20 protein-coding genes and 1 pseudogene are annotated in these 21,935 nt (G+C 62.6%); 10 read left to right on the top strand and 11 right to left on the bottom strand.

The window, feature by feature from the left end; all coding sequences use genetic code 11:
- Nucleotides 1-11: 11 nt before the first annotated feature.
- From L6D80_RS06580 to L6D80_RS06565, 4 genes and pseudogenes are all read left to right on the top strand, one after another.
- A pseudogene (locus tag L6D80_RS06580) lies at nt 12-1,388 on the top strand (L-serine ammonia-lyase).
- A gap of 26 nt (nt 1,389-1,414) precedes the next feature.
- The gene (gene gcvT, locus L6D80_RS06575) at nt 1,415-2,536 is read left to right on the top strand and encodes a glycine cleavage system aminomethyltransferase GcvT (RefSeq protein ID WP_176513065.1); all 1,122 of its coding nucleotides are present in this window, start codon (nt 1,415-1,417) and stop codon (nt 2,534-2,536) included.
- A gap of 357 nt (nt 2,537-2,893) precedes the next feature.
- Nucleotides 2,894-3,106: a cold-shock protein gene (locus L6D80_RS06570; protein ID WP_028631500.1), complete on the top strand. Its 213-nt coding sequence runs from the start codon at nt 2,894-2,896 to the stop codon at nt 3,104-3,106.
- A gap of 92 nt (nt 3,107-3,198) precedes the next feature.
- Nucleotides 3,199-3,687: an RDD family protein gene (locus L6D80_RS06565; protein WP_054901011.1), complete on the top strand. Its 489-nt coding sequence runs from the start codon at nt 3,199-3,201 to the stop codon at nt 3,685-3,687.
- A 52-nt stretch (nt 3,688-3,739) separates the two neighbouring features.
- Here L6D80_RS06565 and lptG read toward each other — a convergent pair whose 3' ends face one another.
- Both lptG and lptF read right to left on the bottom strand, forming a co-directional pair.
- Nucleotides 3,740-4,801 (bottom strand): LPS export ABC transporter permease LptG, encoded by a 1,062-nt coding sequence (gene lptG / locus L6D80_RS06560; protein ID WP_054901012.1) that lies wholly within the window; start codon nt 4,799-4,801, stop codon nt 3,740-3,742.
- The gene (gene lptF, locus L6D80_RS06555) at nt 4,794-5,909 is read right to left on the bottom strand and encodes an LPS export ABC transporter permease LptF (RefSeq protein ID WP_054901013.1); all 1,116 of its coding nucleotides are present in this window, start codon (nt 5,907-5,909) and stop codon (nt 4,794-4,796) included. Before lptF ends, lptG begins: the two co-directional genes overlap by 8 nt.
- 290 nt (nt 5,910-6,199) lie before the next feature.
- Between lptF and L6D80_RS06550 the strand changes: the two genes are divergently transcribed.
- The 5 genes from L6D80_RS06550 (at nt 6,200) to rlmF (ending at nt 12,628) form a co-directional block, all read left to right on the top strand.
- The gene (locus L6D80_RS06550; protein ID WP_054901014.1) at nt 6,200-7,693 is read left to right on the top strand and encodes a leucyl aminopeptidase; all 1,494 of its coding nucleotides are present in this window, start codon (nt 6,200-6,202) and stop codon (nt 7,691-7,693) included.
- A gap of 48 nt (nt 7,694-7,741) precedes the next feature.
- A complete protein-coding gene (locus L6D80_RS06545) occupies nt 7,742-8,170 on the top strand; it encodes a DNA polymerase III subunit chi (RefSeq protein WP_176513063.1) in 429 nt (142 codons plus the stop codon).
- A 5-nt stretch (nt 8,171-8,175) separates the two neighbouring features.
- On the top strand, nt 8,176-8,541 hold the full coding sequence (locus L6D80_RS06540; protein ID WP_176513061.1) for a DNA polymerase III subunit chi: 366 nt from the start codon (nt 8,176-8,178) through the stop codon (nt 8,539-8,541).
- Between the two features lie 118 nt (nt 8,542-8,659).
- On the top strand, nt 8,660-11,506 hold the full coding sequence (locus L6D80_RS06535; RefSeq protein WP_176513059.1) for a valine--tRNA ligase: 2,847 nt from the start codon (nt 8,660-8,662) through the stop codon (nt 11,504-11,506).
- Nucleotides 11,507-11,677: 171 nt separating this feature from the next.
- Nucleotides 11,678-12,628: a 23S rRNA (adenine(1618)-N(6))-methyltransferase RlmF gene (gene rlmF, locus L6D80_RS06530; RefSeq protein ID WP_176513057.1), complete on the top strand. Its 951-nt coding sequence runs from the start codon at nt 11,678-11,680 to the stop codon at nt 12,626-12,628.
- A 51-nt stretch (nt 12,629-12,679) separates the two neighbouring features.
- On the opposite strand, the gene L6D80_RS06525 is transcribed toward rlmF, so the two are convergent.
- Nucleotides 12,680-12,961 carry an HU family DNA-binding protein gene (locus L6D80_RS06525; protein ID WP_008098055.1) on the bottom strand — a complete coding sequence of 94 codons (282 nt, stop codon included), beginning with the start codon at nt 12,959-12,961 and terminating at the stop codon, nt 12,680-12,682.
- A 391-nt stretch (nt 12,962-13,352) separates the two neighbouring features.
- Here L6D80_RS06525 and yejK point away from each other — a divergent pair, with 391 nt between their 5' ends.
- The gene (gene yejK, locus L6D80_RS06520; protein WP_176513055.1) at nt 13,353-14,360 is read left to right on the top strand and encodes a nucleoid-associated protein YejK; all 1,008 of its coding nucleotides are present in this window, start codon (nt 13,353-13,355) and stop codon (nt 14,358-14,360) included.
- Here the strand turns inward: yejK and L6D80_RS06515 are convergent, their stop codons facing one another.
- The 8 genes from L6D80_RS06515 to murA all read right to left on the bottom strand — a co-directional run bounded on the left by L6D80_RS06515 (nt 14,361) and on the right by murA (nt 21,920).
- A complete protein-coding gene (locus tag L6D80_RS06515; protein WP_176513053.1) occupies nt 14,361-14,645 on the bottom strand; it encodes a GIY-YIG nuclease family protein in 285 nt (94 codons plus the stop codon). It lies immediately after the preceding gene.
- A gap of 39 nt (nt 14,646-14,684) precedes the next feature.
- On the bottom strand, nt 14,685-15,155 hold the full coding sequence (locus L6D80_RS06510; protein WP_176513051.1) for a nuclear transport factor 2 family protein: 471 nt from the start codon (nt 15,153-15,155) through the stop codon (nt 14,685-14,687).
- Between the two features lie 114 nt (nt 15,156-15,269).
- Nucleotides 15,270-16,550, bottom strand: coding sequence for a CynX/NimT family MFS transporter (locus tag L6D80_RS06505; protein ID WP_054901021.1), 1,281 nt, complete (start codon nt 16,548-16,550; stop codon nt 15,270-15,272).
- Between the two features lie 13 nt (nt 16,551-16,563).
- Nucleotides 16,564-17,214: a FadR/GntR family transcriptional regulator gene (locus L6D80_RS06500; protein WP_176513050.1), complete on the bottom strand. Its 651-nt coding sequence runs from the start codon at nt 17,212-17,214 to the stop codon at nt 16,564-16,566.
- A gap of 134 nt (nt 17,215-17,348) precedes the next feature.
- On the bottom strand, nt 17,349-18,395 hold the full coding sequence (gene hisC / locus L6D80_RS06495; protein ID WP_176513049.1) for a histidinol-phosphate transaminase: 1,047 nt from the start codon (nt 18,393-18,395) through the stop codon (nt 17,349-17,351).
- 2 nt (nt 18,396-18,397) lie between these two features.
- A complete protein-coding gene (gene hisD / locus L6D80_RS06490; protein WP_054901024.1) occupies nt 18,398-19,723 on the bottom strand; it encodes a histidinol dehydrogenase in 1,326 nt (441 codons plus the stop codon).
- Nucleotides 19,724-19,849: 126 nt separating this feature from the next.
- Nucleotides 19,850-20,485 carry an ATP phosphoribosyltransferase gene (gene hisG / locus L6D80_RS06485; RefSeq protein WP_023382134.1) on the bottom strand — a complete coding sequence of 212 codons (636 nt, stop codon included), beginning with the start codon at nt 20,483-20,485 and terminating at the stop codon, nt 19,850-19,852.
- A 169-nt stretch (nt 20,486-20,654) separates the two neighbouring features.
- On the bottom strand, nt 20,655-21,920 hold the full coding sequence (murA, locus tag L6D80_RS06480) for a UDP-N-acetylglucosamine 1-carboxyvinyltransferase (protein WP_176513048.1): 1,266 nt from the start codon (nt 21,918-21,920) through the stop codon (nt 20,655-20,657).
- Nucleotides 21,921-21,935: the final 15 nt, after the last annotated feature.

Below are 21,935 nucleotides of genomic sequence, written 5' to 3'. Positions count from 1 at the left end.
GAGGAACCACCATGTCCCTGAGCGTCTTCGACCTGTTCAAGATCGGCATCGGCCCCTCCAGTTCCCACACGGTCGGCCCGATGCGCGCTGCCGCACGCTTTGCTGAAGGGCTGCGCCGCGACGGCCTGCTGGCCAGCACCGCAAGCATCAAGGCCGAGCTGTATGGCTCGCTCGGTGCAACCGGCAAAGGCCACGGCAGCGACAAGGCGGTATTGCTCGGCCTTGAAGGCGAGCACCCCGATACTGTCGACACCGAATCCATCCCCGCCCGCCTGCAGGCGATCCGCGACAGCGGCCACCTGCGCCTGCTCGGCGAATACGATATTGCCTTCACCGAAAAGCAGCATCTGGCGATGATCCGCAAGCCGCTGGCTTATCATCCCAACGGCATGATTTTTCGTGCCTTCGACGCAGCCGGCTTGCAGATCCGTAGCCGCGAGTACTACTCGGTAGGCGGCGGCTTTGTGGTCGATGAAGACGCCGCCGGTCACGACCGTATCGTCGAGGACAGCACGGTGCTGCCCTATCCCTTCAAAACCGCCAAGGAACTGCTCGGGCATTGCACCGCACAGCGCTTGTCGGTCAGCCAGGTGATGCTGGCCAACGAAGCGGTGTGGCGCCCCGAGGCCTAGACCCGTGCCGGCCTGCTGCGAATCTGGCAGGTGATGCAGGACTGCGTCGAGGCCGGCTACCGGCATGAGGGCATCCTGCCAGGCGGCCTCAAGGTCAAGCGCCGCGCACCGGCGCTCTACCGCCAGCTCAGTCAGCACCCGGAGGCCAACCTGCGCGATGCGCTGTCGGTGCTCGACTGGGTCAACCTCTACGCGCTGGCAGTGAACGAGGAAAACGCCTACGGCGGGCGCGTGGTCACCGCACCGACCAACGGCGCGGCGGGCATCGTCCCGGCGGTGCTGCACTACTACATGCGCTTCGTCCCCGGTGCCAGCGAAGACGGCGTGGTGCGCTTTTTGCTCACCGCCGCCGCCATCGGCATCTTGTACAAGGAAAACGCTTCGATCTCCGGGGCCGAAGTGGGCTGCCAGGGCGAGGTGGGTGTGGCCTGCTCGATGGCGGCGGGCGCCTTGTGCGAAGTGATGGGTGGCAGCGTGCAACAGGTTGAAAACGCCGCCGAGATCGGCATGGAACACAACCTTGGCCTGACCTGCGACCCGATAGGCGGGCTGGTCCAGGTGCCTTGCATCGAGCGCAACGCCATGGGCTCGGTGAAGGCCATCAATGCGGTGCGCATGGCCCTGCGCGGCGACGGGCAGCACTACGTCTCGCTCGATAAGGTCATCCGCACCATGCGCCAGACCGGCGCCGACATGAAAAGCAAATACAAGGAGACCGCCCGCGGCGGTCTGGCCGTCAACATCATCGAATGTTGACCCGATAAAAAACCAAGGAGTCATCGATGTCCGAAACACTGCACAAGACCCCGCTGCACGCCCTGCACCTGGAGCTGGGCGCTCGCATGGTGCCATTCGCCGGCTTCGACATGCCGGTGCAGTACCCGCTGGGCGTGCTCAAGGAGCACTTGCACACCCGTGAGCAGGCAGGGTTGTTCGATGTCTCGCACATGGGCCAGATCATGCTGCGCGGCAAAGAGGCGGCCCAGGCCCTGGAAAGCCTGGTGCCAGTGGATATCATTGACCTGCCGGTAGGCATGCAGCGCTACGCCATGTTCACCAACGAGCAAGGCGGTATCCTCGACGACCTGATGGTCGCCAACCTGGGTGACGACACGCTGTTCCTGGTGGTCAACGCTGCCTGTAAGGAGCAGGACCTGGCGCACCTGCAAGAACACCTCGCTGACCGCTGCCAGATCCAGCCCCTGTTCGCCGAACGCGCCTTGCTCGCCCTGCAAGGCCCAGCGGCGGTCAAGGTACTGCAGCGCTTGGCACCGGAAGTGGCCGCCATGACGTTCATGCAGCTGCGCCCGGTCAGCTTGCTTGGCGAGGACTGCTTCGTCAGCCGATCGGGCTACACCGGCGAAGATGGCTATGAAATTTCGGTACCGGCCGGCGCCGCTGAAGCCCTGGCTCGCCGGCTGCTGGCCGAACCCGAAGTGCAGCCGATCGGCCTGGGCGCGCGCGACTCATTGCGCCTGGAAGCGGGCCTGTGCCTGTATGGCCACGATATGGATACCACCACCACACCGGTCGAAGCCAGCCTGCTCTGGGCCGTCTCGAAGGTGCGCCGCGCCGATGGTACCCGTGCAGGCGGCTTCCCCGGTGCCGCGGTGGTGTTTGCCCAGCAGCAAGCGGGGGTGGCACGCAAGCGGGTGGGTCTGTTGCCACAAGAGCGGACGCCAGTTCGCGAAGGGGCAGAGATAGTCGACGCTGCTGACAAAGTGGTAGGCAAAGTGTGCAGCGGTGGCTTTGGTCCGACACTCGGTGCCCCCGTTGCAATGGGTTATGTCGATATCGAACATGGCGCACTCGAAACGCCACTGTTTGCCTTGGTACGGAGCAAGAAGGTTGCCCTGAAAGTCAGCAAAATGCCTTTTGTTCCACCACGTTACTATCGCGGTTGAACGTATCATCTGAGGTATCCAGGCAGGCTAGACATATTCGTTTTCGAACCTGCCCAATAGCTTTTGAACATAGCGCCAGCCCAGGCACCATGCCGTTTCCGACAAATATGTCGGTAAACGGCAAAAGCCCGATTTTCCATACGACCAAGGGCTTGTTTTTTTCTCGAGAGTTGGCGTAGAGTCACTGCACTGTGTTTGCATGGGTCGCAACAGTTCGTGACCTGGGCCAGTAGCCGCAATCTGCTACAACCCGTTCGACGTCTCTTACTTTCCTGCAACCCAGCCCAGTAATCTTTCACACTTTATTAGTGTGATAGAAACTGTCATCAAAATTTAAGCTTCATAGGAAATAAGACAATGGCTGAGCGTCAGAACGGTACCGTCAAGTGGTTCAATGACGAGAAAGGTTACGGCTTCATCACCCCAGAAAGCGGTGCTGATCTGTTCGTGCACTTCCGTGCTATCGAAGGTAACGGCTTCAAGAGCCTGAAAGAAGGCCAGAAGGTCTCCTTCGAAGCAGTCCAGGGCCAGAAAGGCCTGCAGGCTGACAAGGTTCAGGTCCTCGGCTAAGCCGGCGCCGACGTCGAAGAAAAGCCCCTGCCCAGTGCAGGGGCTTTTTTTTGCCCGTAGAATAGCGGCTTCGTCATTCGGAGCCGTTCTGCATGTCCAAGCCTCTGCTCTCCCCCCAGGGAGATTTCCCACCTGTCGGCCTGGGTCGGCGCCTGGCGGCGATGTTTTACGACTTTTTGTTGTGCACGGCACTGCTGATCGTGACCGCAGGCGCCTACAAGATGATCCAGATGACGATCATCGGCGAGGCGCGCATGCGTGAATTGACCGACGCCGGCGCGCTGGACGGCGATCCACTGTTGTCGACGGTCCTGTTGTTTGCGCTGTTCGGCTTCTTTGCCAAGTTCTGGACCCATGGCGGGCAAACCCTGGGCATGCAGGTGTGGGGCGTACGCGTACAGAATGCCGATGGCAGCGCAATCAGCCTGTGGCAGGCGTTGCTGCGCTTTGTCGTGTCGATTGCCTCGTGGCTGTGCCTGGGGCTGGGGTTCTTCTGGTCATTGATCGACAAACGCAAGCGCAGCTGGCATGACATCTATTCGGAAACCCAGCTGGTACGGGTGCCGAAGCAGAAGAAATGAGCCCCACAAAAAAGCCGACCCCAAGGTCGGCTTTCTTGTACCGGTCAGGCCATCATCCCGCCCGGCGTAACAACCAGAACCCAGCGATGGTACATACCCCTACCGGTATCACCACGGCCAGTAGTGGCGGGAAGCCAAATACCTGGCTCGAAGGGCCGAGCAACTCGCCGGCAATACGGAACACGAAGCCTACCAGGACACCGGTAAACACGCGCTGGCCCAGAGTCACCGACCGCAGCGGGCCGAAGATGAAGGAAATCGCCATCAGCACCAAGGCCGCTGTCACTGCCGGCTGCAGCACCTTGGTCCAGAACGCCAGCCAGTAGCGGGCGTTGTTCAGGCCCTGGTCGGCCAGGTAGTGGATGTAATCCCACAAACCGGTGATCGACAGCGACTCAGGCGGCAGTACCACAGTGTTGAGCAGTTGTGGCGTTACCGAAACATCCCACACCTCTTCCGGGACCTTGACAACCTCGGTGTGATCGCCACGGAAGTAGGTGGTGCTGACATCGCTGAGCACCCAGCGATCATTCTCGTAGCGCGCCCGGCGAGCGAAGCTGGAGGTCATGATCTTGCGCTCGTTGTCGAAGCGGTAGCGGGTCACACCCAGCAGCAGGCCATTGGGCTGTACCGAGTTGATATGCACGAACTCTTCGCCCTGACGGTGCCACATGCCGCGCTTGGAGCTCTGCGCCTCGCCACCGCCCTGGGCCAGCGAGCGGTCGGCCTGGGCCTTGTTCTCGCTGACAGGTGCCACGTACTCACCGATCAGCAAGCCAACCAGCATCAGGATCAGCATCGGCTTCATCACGGCCCAGACGATGCGCCCAATGGACACCCCGGCGGCGCGCATGATGGTCAGTTCGCTGCTGCTGGCCAGGCTGCCCAGGCCAATCAGACAGCCGATCAACGCCGCCATCGGCAGCATGTCGTAAAGCCGGCGCGGCGCGGTCAGCAGGACGTAGGAGCCCGCGTCCATGACCGTATAGGTATCGCTCAGGTCGCTCATCTCGTCGATGAAGGCGAACAGGGAAGCCAGGCCAAGAATGATGCCCAGCACAGCGAGAATGGCCAGCAGCACGCTCTGGCCGATGTAGCGGTCGAGTTTAGCCACGGGCCACCTCCGCACGGCGAGCGGCACGCTTGAGGCGCAGCGGCTCCCAGTACATCAGCGCCAGGCCGATCAGCAGGAACAGGCCATGCACCCACCACATGCCCAGGGCGATCGGCAATTTGCCTTTCTCCAGAGCGCCGCGTACGGAAATCAACATCGTCAGGTAGGCCATGTACAGAAGAATCGCCGGCAGCAGTTTGAGGAAGCGGCCCTGGCGCGGGTTGACCTTGGCCAGCGGCACCGCCAGCAGGGTCACGATGAACACCAGGATCGGCAGCGAAATGCGCCACTGCAACTCGGCGCGCTCGCGCAGGCCGTCGTGGCCGATAAGGTCCGTGGTCGGAATGGCTTCGCGCTCGGTCACCTCTTCGCTGACCTCAGGCTTGGGCAGCAGCACGCCATAAGTGTCGTACTTGATGGCGCGATAGTCGGCCTGGCCCGGGTTGCCGTCATAACGGTAACCGTTTTCCAGCACCAGGTAGCGGTTGCCATCGGCCTGCACTTCCTGGTGGCCTTTTTCGGCAACCAGCACCGATGGCGCACGGTCTTTGGTCTTGTCCTGGTTGAAGCGCTTCTCGGAAATGAACACACCGTCGAGCTTGACCCGGTCATCGGACAATTGCTCGGTGTAGGTGACACGCGAGCCATCGCGCAGGGTCTGGAAACGGCCAGGGACCAAGGTATCGAACTCGGTCAGGGCATCCTGCTGGGCGATGATCTTCTGCACCTGGGCGACCCCCAGCGGGGCCAGGCTCAGGCTCAACCAGGCAACCACCAGCGCTACCAGCGCCGCCGGTGCCATGGTCAGGCCCAACAGGCGTTGCTGGCTCATGCCGGTGGCCGAAAGCACGGTCATCTCGCTTTCCAGGTACAGCCGTCCATAGGCCAGGAGAATGCCCAGGAACAGCCCCAGAGGCAGGATCAGCTGCAGGAAACCCGGCAAGCGGAAGCCCATGATCAGGAACAGCACGCCCGGGTCGAGCATGCCCTGGGCCGCCTGGGCCAGGTATTTGATGAAACGCCCGCTCATGATGATCACCAGCAGCACGGCGCTGACGGCGCTCAAGGTCAGCACGACCTCGCGGGAGAGATAACGAAAGACGATCAAACCAGACACTCCTGGGTTGTCAGGGGCGGACTGCCAAACAAAGGCTTACGACAGCCAAGACCAATGCCGGTTCGCCAAGGGCGAACCTCCTTGTAAAGTGCGCGCATTATCCTGTGATTGGCAGCGCCTGTCACTTGGCCGCGCATGAAGCCGCACATCGGGGTTGTCAGCACTGTTGTCAGAGGCTCAAACTGGCAGCTTTTCCACTGGTACGCGACCACGCGGCCAAGCCTGTTCAGAGCGCGAAGACACTACAGCGCCCACTGCAAAGACCATTCGGGGACCCTGACATGGAACTGGTTGTAAAAAGCGTAGCTGCTGCATCCGTAAAAACCGCCACTCTGGTCGTACCGGTCGGTGAAGGCCGCAAGCTTGGCGCCGTTGCCAAAGCTGTCGACCAGGCCGCCGAAGGTGCCATCAGCGCCGTGCTCAAGCGTGGCGACCTGGCCGGCAAACCGGGCCAGACCCTGCTGCTGCAGAGCCTGCCTGGCCTGAAGGCAGAGCGTGTACTGCTGGTCGGCAGTGGCAAAGACGAAGCGCTGGGTGACCGTGCCTGGCGCAAGCTGGTCAACAGCGTGGCCGGGGTACTCAAAGGCCTCAACGGCAGCGACGCGGTACTGGCCCTGGACGACATCGCCGTCAGCAACCGCGAGGGCCACTACGGCAAGCATCGCCTGCTGGCCGAAACCCTGCTCGACGGCGAATACGTGTTCGACCGTTTCAAGAGCCAGAAGGCCGAACCCCGTGCCCTGAAAAAGATCACCCTTCTGGCTGACAAGGCAGGCCTGGCCGAGGTCGAGCGCGCCGTCAAGCACGCCAGCGCCATCGCCACCGGCATGGCCTTCACCCGCGACCTGGGCAACCTGCCACCGAACCTGTGCCACCCAAGCTTCCTCGCCGAACAGGCCAAGGACCTGGGCAAGGCCCATAAAGGCCTGAAGGTCGAAGTGCTGGACGAGAAGAAAATCAAGGACCTGGGCATGGGCGCGTTCTATGCCGTGGGCCAGGGCAGCGACCAGCCGCCACGCCTGATCGTGCTCAATTACCAGGGTGCCAAGAAAGCCGACAAACCCTTCGTGCTGGTCGGCAAGGGCATCACGTTCGACACCGGTGGCATCAGCCTGAAGCCTGGCGCCGGCATGGACGAAATGAAGTTCGACATGTGCGGCGCCGCCAGTGTGTTCGGCACCCTGCGTGCAGTGCTCGAACTGCAACTGCCGATCAACCTGGTGTGCCTGCTGGCCTGCGCTGAAAACATGCCAAGCGGCGGCGCCACGCGCCCAGGCGACATCGTGACCACCATGAGTGGCCAGACGGTCGAGATTCTCAACACCGACGCCGAAGGCCGCCTGGTGCTGTGCGACACCCTGACCTACGCCGAGCGTTTCAAGCCGCAGGCCGTCATCGACATCGCCACCCTGACCGGCGCCTGCATCGTCGCCCTGGGCAGCCATACCTCGGGCCTGATGGGCAACAATGATGAGCTGGTCAGCCAACTGCTGGACGCCGGCAAACGTGCCGACGACCGCGCCTGGCAGCTGCCGCTGTTCGACGAGTACCAGGAACAACTGGACAGCCCGTTCGCCGACATGGGCAATATCGGTGGCCCGAAAGCCGGCTCCATCACGGCCGGCTGCTTCCTGTCGCGCTTTGCCAAGGCCTACAACTGGGCGCACCTGGACATCGCCGGTACCGCCTGGATCAGCGGTGGCAAGGACAAGGGCGCCACTGGCCGCCCAGTCCCGCTGCTGACGCAGTACCTGCTTGATCGCGCTGGCGCCTGATGCCGTGAACCGGTGGTGCCCTGGCACCACCGGCTGGCAGACTGAACCATGAGCAAAGTCGATTTCTACATTCTGCCCACCGACGCCCTGTCGGCGCGGTTGGACTTCGCCTGTAAGCTGTGCGAAAAGGCCTGGCGCCTCGGCCACCGGGTCTACCTGCACTGCCAGGACGCTGAGCAGCGCAACGAGCTGGACCTGCGCCTGTGGCGCTTCAAGGGCGAAGCCTTCGTGCCCCACGACCTGGCCGAGGCGCATGCCGACGCCACGGTGGCCCTGGGCCTGGGCGACAAGGCGGGCGAGCACCGCGGCCTGCTGATCAACCTGGGGGCCAATGTGCCTGGGTTCATCGGCCAGTTCGAGCGGGTTGCCGAGATCGTTGTCGAGGAGCCCGGTATTCGCCAATCGGCACGCGAGCGATTCCGTTTCTACCGTGAACAGGGCTATGCTCTGCAAGACCACCGCTTACAGCGACTTTAACGACGATGGACAAGCCTTCCGCCTTACCCGATTCCGCCCATCTGCTCGACGACCTTGAGTCGATCCGCCAGCTGCTGGGTGATGCCGACCTGCAGCCACCGTTGCTGACCGAAACGGTGGAACAGATCCCCCTGTTGCTCGACACCCCGGCCGGCAACACCACGCCCGCGCCAGCGCCGGTAAAAGCCGAGCCTGAGGATGACCCGCAGACCCGCCGCCAGGACACCTTGCTGCACCTGGAGGCCGAGCTGCGCGCTGCGGCGCAGTTGATCATGCAGGACGTGATCAATGATTTCACCCCGCATATCGAGACCGAGATCAAGCGCCGCCTCGATGCGCGTATCGAGCGTCTGATCAAGCGCTCCGAGTAGTTCGGCACCGCCTCATCGGCCGCAAGCCCAGGCAACACAAGTACAGCTGTCGCCTGCGGCCCCCACCTTGGTTATACTTCCCGGCTTTCCCGAATAAATGCACAGGGTCCCGCCGCGCATGGATAAGACCTACCAGCCGCACGCCATCGAAACTTCCTGGTACAACACCTGGGAGTCCGAGAACTATTTCGCTCCACAAGGTGCAGGTGAGTCCTACACCATCATGATCCCGCCACCGAACGTGACGGGCAGCCTGCACATGGGCCACGGTTTCAACAACGCGATCATGGACGCCCTGATCCGTTTCCGTCGCATGCAGGGCCGCGACACCCTGTGGCAGCCCGGTACCGACCACGCCGGTATCGCCACCCAGATGCTGGTAGAGCGCCAGCTCGAGGCCAAGGGCCAGAACCGTCACGACCTCGGCCGCGAAGCCTTCCTGGACAAGGTCTGGGAGTGGAAGGAGCAGTCCGGAGGCAACATCAGCCGCCAGATCCGTCGCCTGGGCTCGTCGGTAGACTGGAGCCGTGAGCGCTTCACCATGGACGACGGCCTGTCCGAAGCGGTCAAGGAAGCCTTCGTGCGCCTGCATGAAGACGGCCTGATCTACCGTGGCAAGCGCCTGGTCAACTGGGACACCAAGCTGCACACGGCAATCTCCGACCTCGAGGTGGAAAACCACGACGAGAAAGGCCACCTGTGGAACCTGCGCTACCCGCTGGCCGACGGCGCCAAGACTGCCGAAGGCAAGGACTACCTGGTGGTTGCCACCACGCGTCCGGAAACCCTGCTGGGTGACGCTGCAGTCGCGGTCAACCCGAACGACGAACGCTACCAGGCCCTGATCGGCAAATACGTCGAACTGCCGCTGGTCGGTCGCCGCATCCCTATCATCGCCGATGATTACTGCGACCCGGAATTCGGCACCGGCTGCGTGAAGATCACCCCGGCCCACGACTTCAACGACTACGAAGTCGGCAAGCGCCACAACCTGCCGCTGCTGAACATCTTCGACAAGAATGCCCTGGTGCTGTCCGCCGCCCAGGCCTTCAACCTCGATGGCAGCGTCAACGAGCAGGTCGATACTAGCCTGCCAGCTCAGTACGCCGGCCTCGATCGTTTCGTCGCCCGCAAGCAGATTGTTGCCGACCTGGACGCCCAGGGCCTGCTGGTGAGCATCGACGACCACGCGCTGAAAGTACCGAAGGGCGACCGCTCCGGCACGGTCATCGAACCGTGGCTGACCGACCAGTGGTACGTTTCCACCAAGCCCCTGGCAGAACCTGCCATCGCTGCCGTGGAAGACGGCCGTATCCAGTTCGTGCCCAAGCAGTACGAGAACATGTACTTCTCCTGGATGCGCGATATCCAGGACTGGTGCATCAGCCGCCAGCTGTGGTGGGGCCACCGCATCCCAGCATGGTACGACGAGGCCGGCCAGGTCTATGTCGGGCGCAACGAAGAAGAAGTGCGTGCCAAGCATGGCCTGGGCGCCGACGTTGCCCTGCGCCAGGACGACGACGTGCTCGACACCTGGTTCAGTTCGGGCCTGTGGACCTTCTCCACCCTGGGCTGGCCGGAGCAGACCGAGTTCCTGAAGAAATTCCACTCCACCGATGTGCTGGTCACGGGCTTTGACATCATTTTCTTCTGGGTTGCCCGGATGATCATGCTGACCATGCACCTGATCAAGAACGAGGATGGCACCCCGCAAGTACCGTTCAAGACCGTCTATGTGCACGGCCTGGTACGTGACGGCCAGGGCCAGAAGATGTCCAAGTCCAAGGGCAACGTCCTCGACCCGCTGGACATCGTCGACGGCATCACCCTGGATGCCCTGCTGGAGAAACGTACCAGCGGCATGATGCAGCCTAAGCTTGCCGAGAAGATCGCCAAGCAGACCAAGGCCGAGTTCCCTGAGGGCATCGCCAGCTACGGCACCGACGCGCTGCGCTTCACCTTCTGCTCGCTGGCCTCCACCGGCCGCGACATCAAGTTCGACATGGGCCGCGTCGAAGGCTACCGCAACTTCTGCAACAAGATCTGGAACGCTGCCCGGTACGTGCTGGACAAGGGCGAGGACTGTGGCCAGAACGGCGAAGCCTACGAACTGTCGCTGGCCGACCGCTGGATCATCTCGCAGTTGCAGCGCACTGAAGCCGAAGTGACCCGCCAGCTCGAGCAGTTCCGCTTCGACCTGGCCAGCCAGGCCCTGTACGAGTTCATCTGGAACCAGTACTGCGACTGGTACCTGGAACTGTCCAAGCCGGTACTGTGGGATGAAAACGCCCCGGTCGAACGCGCCCGCGGCACCCGTCGTACCCTGGTGCGGGTACTGGAAGTAGCGCTGCGCCTGGCTCACCCGTTCATGCCGTTCATCACCGAAGAGATCTGGCAGCGCATTGCGCCGCTGGCCGGCATCCAGGGCAAGACCATCATGCTGCAGCCGTGGCCGGTCGCTAACGAAAGCCGCATCGACGCCGCCGCCGAAGGCGATATCGAATGGCTCAAAGAGCTGATGGTGGGCCTGCGCAACATCCGCGCCGAAATGAACATCGGCCCAGGCAAGCCACTGCCACTGTTCCTGAAGAACGCCAACGCCGACGACCAGCGTCGCCTGCAGGAAAACGAAGCCCTGCTCAAGAAACTGGCCAAGGTCGAATCGTTCACCGTGCTTGGCGATGCCGACGAGGCCCCCCTGTCGGCCACCGCCCTGGTAGGCGACCTGCAAGTGCTGGTGCCGATGGCCGGCCTGATCGACAAGGACGCCGAGCTGGCTCGCCTGAACAAGGAAATCCAGCGACTGCAAGGCGAAGTGCAACGCGTCGGCGGCAAGCTGTCCAACGCAGCGTTCGTCGACAAGGCACCGCCTGCGGTGATCGAGAAGGAGCGCGCCAAGCTGGCTGAGTCCGAGCAGGCCCTGGCCAACTTCACCGAGCAGCATGCGCGGATTGCGGCGCTGTAACCTGATATTGCTGATCTGACCGGCGAGGGCTTCGCCCTCGTTCGCGGCACAAGGCCGCTCCCACAGGATAGGGGTGCTATCGCCAACCTTACTATCCTGTGGGAGCGGCCTTGTGCCGCGAATGGGCCGCACCGCGGCCCCCAGGCCAGCGATGCTCATTTGGATTCAAGCATGACCCAGAAACCCACCCTGCACCCGCGTAACCGCCATCAGGGCCGCTACGACTTCCCCAGCCTGATCAAGGCGCACCCTGACCTGGCCCGCTTCACCATCACCAACCCCCACGGCAAGCCCAGTATCGACTTCGCCAACCCCGAAGCCGTACGGGTATTCAACCGTGCGCTGCTCAAGGCGCAGTACGGCATTCAGCACTGGGACATCCCCACCAACTACCTGTGCCCGCCCATCCCTGGACGTGCCGACTACCTGCATGTCGCCGCCGACCTGCTGGCCGAGGACAACGCCGGCGAAGTACCCAAGGGTGCCCAGATCCGCGCCCTGGACATCGGCGTGGGGGCCAACTGCATCTACCCCCTGCTCGGCCACAGCGATTACCGCTGGCGCTTCCTCGGGTCGGACATCGACCCGGTGGCACTGGCCTCGGCCAAGGCCATCGTTCAGGCCAATGGCCTGAGCAAAGGCATAGCCCTGCGCCAGCAGGACAACCCCAGGCACATCCTCGCCGGCTTGCTGCAAGCGGACGAACGCTTCGACCTGACCCTGTGCAACCCGCCCTTCCATGCCTCACGCGAGGAGGCCACCCGTGGCAGCCAGCGTAAGTGGAAGAATCTGGGCAAGCAGGACCCCAAGCGCAAATTGCCAGTGCTCAACTTCGGCGGGCAGAACAACGAGTTGTGGTGCGAAGGCGGCGAAATCCGCTTCGTCAGCCAACTGGTCGGCGAAAGCGTGGAATATGCGCATCAGGTGCTGTGGTTCACCAGCCTCGTGTCCAAGGCCAGCAACCTGCCTGGCATCGAGGCGGCACTGAAAAAGGCCGGGGCCAAGGCACTACGCATCGTCGAAATGGGCCAAGGTCAGAAACAGAGCCGCATGGTCGCCTGGAGTTTCCATGACGATGCCGCACGCCAGGCATGGCACGCCAGGCGCAAATCACACGCATAAAAAAACCGCGCCCGGGCAAGCCGGGCGCGGTTTCGTCACACCGTCAACAGATTACTTGTTGATGGAGTCGCTCAGGGCTTTGGCCGGAACGAACTTGACGACTTTCTTGGCAGCGATTTCGATGGCAGCGCCAGTCGAAGGGTTGCGGCCGGTACGGGCAGGACGCTCGGAGACTTTCAGCTTGCCAATGCCTGGCAGCGTGATTTCAGCGCCGTTTTCCAGTTGGTCGGCAACGATCTGGCCCAGTTGCTCCAGCGCGTTACGGGCAGTGGTCTTCGGCGCGTCGATGGCTTCGGCGATGTCGGCAATCAGTTGGTCTTTGGTCAATGCCATGGTGGTGTTCCTTCCCTATCAAATTCAGTGGTTATGCAGCGCTCTACGACGTTATCGGGCCAGCCCCTAAGTCTGGAGGGCCGCGCCAATCGGCATGTAGATGCGTAAATCGGCGTTTGGTTCGACACGGTGCAAGCGCGCTGCCAGCAATGCGCCACTCGAGGTGCGCAAGACCGCGCAAAGCTACCACAGGAATAGATAAATATCCGCAGCCCACCTGGTTTTTATGCAGGTTTTTCGGGGCTTTTAGGCAAAAACGCACAAAATTGAACAAAAAACGAACAACCGGCATTTCTGCCAACATCCGGCCACTGCACCACCTGTGGTCTGGGTTAAACTGGACGACTTTTGCAGCGCGGCGCCTGGCCGCCCCAGACTCACCGAGAATTCCATGCCAATCCGTCATTGCATCGTTCACCTGATCGACAAGAAGCCCGATGGCAGCCCCGCCGTGCTCCATGCACGGGACACCGAGCTTGCGGCATCGGATGCCATTGAAAACCTCCTGGCCGACCTCAACGACAGCTACAACGCCAAGCAAGGAAAAGCCTGGGGCTTCTTCCACGGCGAATCCGGGGCCTACCCACTGAGCGGCTGGTTGAAGCAGTACCTTGAAGCCGAGAAAGATTTCACCGCGTTCAGTCGCATTGCCGTCGAACACCTGCAAAAGCTGATGGAAGAATCCAACCTTTCCACCGGCGGCCACATTCTGTTCGCCCATTACCAGCAAGGCATGACCGACTACCTGGCCATTGCCTTGCTGCACCACAGCGAAGGCGTGGCGGTGAACGCCGAGCTGGATGTGACCCCTTCGCGGCACCTGGACCTTGGGCAGTTGCACCTGGCGGCGCGCATCAACCTCTCGGAGTGGAAGAACAACCACAACTCCAAGCAGTACATCTCGTTCATAAAGGGCAAGAATGGCAAGAAGGTCTCGGACTACTTCCGCGACTTCATCGGCTGCCAGGAAGGCGTCGACGGGCCGGGCGAAACCCGCACCCTGCTCAAGGCCTTCAGCGATTTCGTCGAAAGCGAAGACTTGCCAGAGGAAGCCGCCCGCGAAAAGACCCAGACCCTGGTCGAATACGCCACCACTCAGACCAAACTTGGCGAACCGGTCACCCTCGAAGAGCTGTCCAGCCTGATTGACGAGGACCGCCCGAAGGCCTTCTACGACCACATTCGTAACAAGGACTACGGGCTGTCGCCAGAGATCCCTGCGGACAAACGCACCCTCAATCAGTTCCGCCGTTTCACCGGGCGCGCGGAGGGCCTGTCGATCAGCTTCGAGGCTCACCTGCTGGGGGACAAGGTGGAATATGACGAGGCCGCGGGCACCTTGATCATCAAGGGTTTGCCGACGCAGCTGGTGGATCAGCTCAAGCGTCGCAAGGACTGATCACGGCGCGGCATAGGAGGCGACCAACGCCTCCTTCGCCGATTTGCGCAGCTTCTTCACCAGGCGCTCCTGGCGCAAAGCCTCGCCCTTGTCCGGCCACTGCTCGACATACACCAACGCTTGCGCCGGGCTGGTCTTGAAATACCGCGCGCCCTGTCCCTTTTGATGCGCCACGAACCGCCGCTGCGGATCGTCACTGATGCCGCAGTACAACGAACCATTGGCGGCCCGCACCAGGTACACATACCAAGGCTTGCAAGCCGGAATTTCGGATACTTCGCTCACGATGCGCCTGACTGGCCGGAAAGCCGACAGCTTAACCGCTCAACGCGCCTGCTGGAATGTACGCAGCCCTTTGAACGCCTGCTGGCGTACCTTGTTCTGCAACATCGGTGACCAACCCAGCAACACCCCGGGCGCACCCAGTGCCTGACGCGACCAACGCCACAGGTCGAAGGAATCATCGTGCTGGCAGATCAGCCCATCGCGGATGACGAAACGTGCCTGGATGTCATTGACCACGGTGCGACCCGTCTGGCTGAACAGGTAGGTCGCGACCCAGTGCGCGCTCGCGCTGCGCTCGTCGGCACGGACCTGGTCGAAAGTGAGGGAAAAGTCTTTGGCGCGGGCGGTGAGCATACGCCACATGTCCCCCGCGTCGCGGCCGCGCAGGGAGCCAAAAACCGGGTCGCTGAAGACGATGTCGTCGCTGTAGCAGGCCACCATGGCTTCGGCGTCCAGGCGCTGGAAGGCCTGATAGAAACGGGTGATCAGGTCACGGTTGGCGTCGCTCATAGGCTGGTCCGTCCTGGGAATGGGTAGATGCACGATAATCTGCGCAACGACGTAATGCCATGCTCATTCGCAGCATGAATGCGCGCGACATGACCGGCACTTCCGGCCTGGATTTCAGACTTTCTCGCTGTTCACCTGCACGTACAGCGCGCGCCCTGCCCCAAGCCCGAACACGATCGCACCGACGCCCAGCACAGCGAAGATCCAGCCCACCGCCGCCCAGCCCCCGGTCAGGTCATGCACCAGTCCCACGGCAAAGGGGCCCATCGATGCCAGGGTATAACCCACCCCTTGCGCCATGCTCGACAGGTTGGCAGCTACGTGCGCGTCCTTCGAACGCAGCACGATCAGGGTCAACGCCAAGGCAAAAGTCCCGCCCTGGCCCAACCCCAGCAGCACTGCCCAGCCCCACAGGCCGGAAATCGGCGCATACAGGCAACCGAACAGGCCGGCCAAGGTAATCAGCATCACAACGACGATCGCCAGCCGCTGGTCTTTGCCGCGGGTCGCCAGCCAAGGCGCACTGAGCGAGCTGGCCAACTGCACGATCACCGAGCCTGACAACACCAGGCCGGCCTCGGTTGGGCTCAGGCCACGGCCGATGAGAATCGACGGCAACCAGCCAAAGACAATGTACGCCAGTGACGACTGCAGCCCCATGTACAGCGTTACCTGCCAGGCCAGGGGGTCACGCCACAACCCCCGCACCCGGTAAGCGACCTTGTGCAAACCATGGCGCTGACGCACCTGTGGCAGCCAGACCAGCATGGCCAGCACCGCCGGAATCACCCAGAAGCCCAAGCCAAGGGCCCAGCTGTCGCCCAAACGCTGGGCCAGGGGAACGGTGGCGCCCGCTGCCATCGCCGCACCCAGGCACAAGGCCATGGTGTACACCCCGGTCAGAGTGCCTGCGTGTTTGGGGAAATCGCGCTTGACGATCCCTGGCAACAGCACGCCGATGATGCCGATACTGGCGCCAGCCACCACGCTGCCCGCAAACACCCCTGCCTCGCCCAGCGTGCTGCGCAATACAATGCCCAACGCCAAGGTCAACAGGATGCCGAGGACCACGCGTTCGCTGCCAAAGCGCCGGGCCAACATTGGCGCCAACGGTGCGAACAGGCCCAGGCACAGCACCGGCAGGGTGGTCAGCAGCCCGGCCTGTGAAGCACTCAGGCCCAGACCTTCACTGACCTGGCCGAGTACAGGCGCCATGCTCGACAGCGCCGGGCGCAAGTTCAGCGCCACCAGTACCAGGCCAAGCAATAGCAGCCATGGCCGCTTCAGCAGCACCGGTTGTTGCTGCACCTGAGCATCATCGGCTTCGGCATCGATCAGCAGTTCATCGAGTTCCCGCTCACGGGCGGTAGTGTCACGGGTCATTGGTTCGGCCATGGCCTTCTCGTTCTCAGGATTCGATAAGGGTTCGGCTCAGGCGCTTGGCCCGTTCCGAATCGCGATGCTCGATGGCATCGAGGATCTGCCCATGCAGGTCGAAGGTGGCCTGGCAGCGCGGCACGGTGGTCATGTTGTGCTGCAACGCTGCGGCCACCACGCCGGAAAAATAGCGGTACAGCTCACTGAGCGCCGGGTTGTGCGCGGCGTCGATCAAGCATTGATGAAACACCAGGTCGCAGCTGACATAAGCATCCACATCGCCATGAAAGTGCTCGGCGCTGCCCTTGAGCGCTGCGCGCAGTCTGTGCAGGTCGTCTTCGCTACGCCGCAGCGCAGCCAGCCCGATTGCCTCGGTTTCAAGGATGTGACGGGTTTCCCGCGCTTGCTCCAGGGTACAGCGGGACATCGCCTGCACCGCCTGCAGCGGGTCCTGGCAAGTACGCAGGTAGCTGCCGTCGCCCTGGCGGATTTCCACCAGGCCACTGAAGGCCAACACACGCATGGCCTCGCGCACGGTATTGCGGCTTATGCCCAGCTCAAGTGCCAGTTCAGGCTCGGTGGGCAGGCGCTGCCCGACCTGCCAGTCGCCCTGGAGGATGCGCTCACGCATACGCTCCACGGCGAGCTCGACCAGCGATCGCTTGGTCAGCTCAGTGCTCATGTCTACTCAACCAATCATCCGATGAATTTAGATAACTTAAGGGAGCCCAGGCCTCTGCGCAAATACCTAGCATCCTTAGCTGCCGACTTCACCTCAGCCTATTCGCGGGCAAGCCCGCGAATAGGCCAATGGCTTTAACCCAGTGCGTCAATCAGCGCCTTGTTCATGTCCGGCGTACCAATGGTGATCCGCAGGAACTGAGCGATGCGCTGCTGTTTGAAATGGCGCACGATCACGCCCTGCTCGCGCAGGCGTGCAGCAAGCTCGGCTGCGTCCTGCTGCGGGTGGCGGGCGAAGATGAAGTTGGCGGCCGAGGGCAGCACCTCAAAACCTTTGGCGGTCAGTTGCTCGACCAGTGCCTCGCGGCTGTCGATCACCTTGCGGCACGTCTCTTCGAAATAGGCCTTATCCTCGAACGCCGCGGCCGCACCGACGATCGCCATGCGATCCAGCGGGTAAGAGTTGAAACTGTTCTTGATACGTTCCAGGGCTTCGATCAAGTCCGGGTGGCCGACCGCCAGGCCAACGCGTAGGCCGGCCAGCGAGCGGGACTTGGACAGTGTCTGGGTCACCAGCAGGTTGTCGTAGCGGCCCACCAGACTGATCGCCGTTTCACCACCAAAATCGATGTAGGCTTCGTCTACCACCACCACCGAATCACGGTTGGCCTGCAGCAGTTGCTCGATCGCCTGCAGCGGCAACAGGCAACCGGTCGGCGCGTTGGGGTTGGGGAAGATGATCCCGGCGTTGGGCTTGTGGTAGTCCTCGACGCGGATCTGGAACTGCTCGTCCAGTGCCACCTGCTCGAATGGGATGCCGTACAGGCCGCAGTAGACCGGGTAGAAACTGTAGCTGACATCCGGGAACAGCAGCGGGCCGCCGTGCTGGAACAGGCCGTGGAAGATGTGCGCCAATACTTCGTCCGAACCATTCCCCACGAACACGTGCCCAGGGGTTACGCCGTAGTACTCGGCCACCGCCTGCTTGAGCCGGTCACCGTTGGGGTCCGGATACAGGCGCAGGTTGTCGTTGAGTTCGCCACGCATGGCCTCCAACGCCTTGGGCGACGGGCCATAGGGGTTCTCGTTGGTGTTCAGCTTGACCAGGCGCGCCAGCTTGGGCTGCTCGCCCGGCACGTAAGGCACCAGGTCCTTGACGAAGGGGCTCCAGAATCGACTCATGTTCAGTTCCCCTTGCCTTGGGTCAGGATACGGTATTCGGCGCTTCGGGCGTGGGCGGTCAGCGATTCGCCCCGGGCCAGGATCGACGCGGTGTTGCCCAACTCGGATGCCCCCTGCTCGGAGCAGAAGATGATCGACGAACGCTTCTGGAAGTCATACACCCCCAGCGGCGACGAGAAACGTGCGGTGCCAGAGGTCGGCAGCACATGGTTAGGGCCGGCGCAGTAGTCACCCAGTGCCTCGCTGGTGTGGCGGCCCATGAAGATCGCGCCAGCATGACGGATCTGCGGCAGCCAGGCCTGCGGGTCGGCGACCGACAGCTCCAGGTGCTCCGGGGCAATGCGGTTGGCCACGTCGATGGCCTGCTGCATGTCACGCACCTGGATCAGCGCACCCCGACCGTTGATCGATTTTTCGATGATTTCGGCCCGCTCCATGGTCGGCAGCAGTTTGTCGATGCTGGCGGCAACACGGTCAAGGAACGCCGCATCCGGGCTGACCAGAATGGCCTGGGCATCTTCGTCGTGCTCGGCCTGGGAAAACAGGTCCATGGCGATCCAGTCCGGGTCGGTCTGGCCGTCGCACACCACGAGGATTTCCGACGGGCCGGCAATCATGTCGATACCGACCTGGCCGAACACGTGTCGCTTGGCGGTGGCCACGTAAATGTTGCCCGGGCCAACGATCTTGTCGACCTGGGGCACGCTTTCGGTGCCGTAGGCCAAGGCCGCGACCGCCTGCGCACCGCCCACGGTGAACACGCGGTCGACACCGGCGATGCAGGCGGCGGCCAGCACCAGCTCGTTGATTTCACCACGCGGGGTAGGCACCACCATGACCACCTCGGCCACGCCAGCGACCTTGGCCGGGATGGCGTTCATCAGCACCGACGACGGGTACGACGCCTTGCCACCTGGCACATAAAGCCCGGCACGGTCCAGCGGGGTGACCTTCTGGCCGAGCACGGTGCCATCAGCTTCGGTGTACTGCCAGGAATCCTGCTTCTGCCGCTCGTGGTACATGCGCACACGGTTGGCAGCGGTTTCCAGGGCTTCGCGCTGGGCCGCGGTGATGCGGGTCAGGGCCAGCTCCAGGCGCTCGCGGCCCAGGATCAGGTCCTCGATGCGGGTGGCGTCGACACCGTCGAAACGCTGGGTGAACTCTACCAGCGCTGCATCACCGCGCTCACGCACGGCCTTGATGATGTCGAGCACGCGCTGGTTGACCGCATCATCAGACACACTTTCCCAGCTCAGCAGATGATCCAGATGTCGGGCGAAATCCGGATCAGCAGCGTTGAGACGGGCAATTGCAGTGGACACGGTCATGGCGAGGGCCTCGATTATTAGCGAATGCTCAGGCGCCCTAGGCTACCAGTCCATCCGCGCGGGCACCCGAGAAAAATGGCTATGACGCGGATAGACGGGCGCGACAGCGAAGGTCGCGCGCAGAGGTCAGCCGCGGTGTCGCGATTCGACAGCTTGGCGCAGGGTGTCGATCAGGCTTTGGATTCGGGCGTGCTGCATCTTCATGGACGCTTTGTTGACCACCAGGCGTGAGCTGATCGTAGCGATCAGTTCCTGGGGTTCCAGGCCATTGGCGCGCAGGGTATTGCCGGTGTCTACCACGTCGATGATCTTGTCGGCGAGGTTGATCAAAGGCGCCAGCTCCATCGAGCCGTAGAGCTTGATGATGTCGACCTGGCGGCCTTGCTCGGCATAGTAGCGCTTGGCAACGTTGACGAACTTGGTGGCCACACGCAGGCGCCCCTTGGGCTCCGGCGCACCGACCACGCCAGCGGTCATCAGCTTGCAGCGGGCAATCTGCAGGTCCAGCGGCTCGTACAGGCCCTGGCCGCCGTACTCCATCAGCACGTCCTTGCCGGCCACACCGAGGTCGGCGGCGCCATGCTCGACATAGGTCGGCACGTCGGTGGCGCGCACGATCAGCAGGCGCACGTCATCCTGCGTGGTGGGAATGATCAGCTTACGGCTCTTGTCCGGATTCTCGGTCGGCACGATACCGGCTTCAGCGAGCAGCGGCAGGGTGTCGTCGAGGATGCGGCCTTTGGAAAGCGCGATGGTCAACATTGGAACGTCGGTCCTTAAGCGGCTACTGCCGGCCGGGCCTGGGCCCGACCGCATTCAATTCGTGTGTGGGAGCGGGCTAGCCCCGCAAACACCGGCAAAGCCGGTGCCCTATGCCGCGATGGCTTGTTCGCGGGGCAACCCCGCTACCACTCCCTGCACCAGCGGGTTACTAGCCCGGTACGCGGCGGATCTTCGCGCCCAGCATCTGCAGTTTCTCTTCGATGCACTCGTAACCACGGTCGATGTGGTAGATGCGATCGATCAGGGTATCGCCTTCGGCGACCAAGGCCGACAGCACCAGGCTGGCCGATGCACGCAGGTCGGTGGCCATGACCGGAGCACCCTTGAGCGTCGGCACGCCAGTAACGATGGCGGTGTTGCCTTCGACCTGGATCTGCGCGCCCATGCGGTGCATCTCATACACATGCATGAAGCGGTTTTCGAAGATCGTCTCGATGACCGCGCCTGTGCCTTCGGCAATGGCGTTGAGGGAGATGAACTGCGCCTGCATGTCGGTCGGGAACGCCGGGTACGGAGCGGTACGCAGGTTCACGGCTTTCGGCCGCTTGCCGTGCATGTCCAGTTCGATCCAGTCCTCACCGGTGGTCACGTCGGCACCCGCTTCCTTGAGTTTCTCAAGCACCGCTTCGAGGATGGTCGGGTCGGTGTCCTTGACTTTGACACGGCCGCCGGTCACGGCTGCGGCGACAAGGTAGGTGCCGGTCTCGATGCGGTCAGGCATGACGCGGTAGTTGGCCGAGTGCAGGCGCTCGACACCATCGATGGTGATGGTGTCGGTGCCGGCGCCATGAACCTTCGCACCCATGGCGATCAGGAAGTTGGCCAGATCGACCACTTCAGGCTCACGTGCGGCGTTTTGCAGCACGCTGCGGCCTTTGGCCAGGGCTGCGGCCATCATGATGTTCTCGGTACCGGTCACGCTGACGGTATCGAAGAAGAAGTGTGCGCCACGCAGGCCGCCTTCAGGCGCCTGGGCCTTGATGTAGCCACCTTCGACTTCGATCTTCGCGCCCATGGCCTCGAGGCCGCGGATGTGCAGGTCGACCGGGCGCGAACCGATGGCGCAGCCGCCTGGCAGGGCCACTTCGGCCTTGCCGAAGCGCGCGACCATGGGGCCGAGCACCAGAATCGAGGCACGCATGGTCTTGACCAGTTCGTAAGGCGCAACCAGGGTCTTGATGGTACGTGGGTCGATCTCCACCGCCAGCTTTTCGTCGATCACAGGCTCGATGCCCATGCGCCCGAACAGCTCGATCATGGTGGTGATGTCGTGCAGGTGCGGCAGATTGCCCACGGTGACCGGGCCATCGGCCAGCAGGGTCGCCGCCAGAATCGGCAGGGCTGCGTTCTTCGCGCCCGAAATGCGGATCTCGCCGTCAAGGCGAGCGCCGCCAGTAATAATCAGTTTGTCCATTGGAGTCTCGCCGCC

This window comes from Pseudomonas ceruminis (assembly GCF_021602025.1).
GTDB lineage: Bacteria > Pseudomonadota > Gammaproteobacteria > Pseudomonadales > Pseudomonadaceae > Aquipseudomonas > Aquipseudomonas ceruminis.
Note: the sequence above shows the minus strand (reverse complement) of the source record. Positions and strands in the feature narration are given on the sequence as shown.

Coding starts and splice junctions, on each gene's coding strand:
- gcvT (WP_176513065.1), top strand. CDS start 1,415: ATGTCCGAAACACTGCACAAGACCCCGCTGCACGCCCTGCACCTGGAG.
- L6D80_RS06570 (WP_028631500.1), top strand. CDS start 2,894: ATGGCTGAGCGTCAGAACGGTACCGTCAAGTGGTTCAATGACGAGAAA.
- L6D80_RS06565 (WP_054901011.1), top strand. CDS start 3,199: ATGTCCAAGCCTCTGCTCTCCCCCCAGGGAGATTTCCCACCTGTCGGC.
- L6D80_RS06550 (WP_054901014.1), top strand. CDS start 6,200: ATGGAACTGGTTGTAAAAAGCGTAGCTGCTGCATCCGTAAAAACCGCC.
- L6D80_RS06545 (WP_176513063.1), top strand. CDS start 7,742: ATGAGCAAAGTCGATTTCTACATTCTGCCCACCGACGCCCTGTCGGCG.
- L6D80_RS06540 (WP_176513061.1), top strand. CDS start 8,176: ATGGACAAGCCTTCCGCCTTACCCGATTCCGCCCATCTGCTCGACGAC.
- L6D80_RS06535 (WP_176513059.1), top strand. CDS start 8,660: ATGGATAAGACCTACCAGCCGCACGCCATCGAAACTTCCTGGTACAAC.
- rlmF (WP_176513057.1), top strand. CDS start 11,678: ATGACCCAGAAACCCACCCTGCACCCGCGTAACCGCCATCAGGGCCGC.
- L6D80_RS06525 (WP_008098055.1), bottom strand. CDS start 12,961: ATGGCATTGACCAAAGACCAACTGATTGCCGACATCGCCGAAGCCATC.
- yejK (WP_176513055.1), top strand. CDS start 13,353: ATGCCAATCCGTCATTGCATCGTTCACCTGATCGACAAGAAGCCCGAT.
- L6D80_RS06510 (WP_176513051.1), bottom strand. CDS start 15,155: ATGAGCGACGCCAACCGTGACCTGATCACCCGTTTCTATCAGGCCTTC.
- L6D80_RS06505 (WP_054901021.1), bottom strand. CDS start 16,550: ATGGCCGAACCAATGACCCGTGACACTACCGCCCGTGAGCGGGAACTC.
- L6D80_RS06500 (WP_176513050.1), bottom strand. CDS start 17,214: ATGAGCACTGAGCTGACCAAGCGATCGCTGGTCGAGCTCGCCGTGGAG.
- hisC (WP_176513049.1), bottom strand. CDS start 18,395: ATGAGTCGATTCTGGAGCCCCTTCGTCAAGGACCTGGTGCCTTACGTG.
- hisD (WP_054901024.1), bottom strand. CDS start 19,723: ATGACCGTGTCCACTGCAATTGCCCGTCTCAACGCTGCTGATCCGGAT.
- hisG (WP_023382134.1), bottom strand. CDS start 20,485: ATGTTGACCATCGCGCTTTCCAAAGGCCGCATCCTCGACGACACCCTG.
- murA (WP_176513048.1), bottom strand. CDS start 21,920: ATGGACAAACTGATTATTACTGGCGGCGCTCGCCTTGACGGCGAGATC.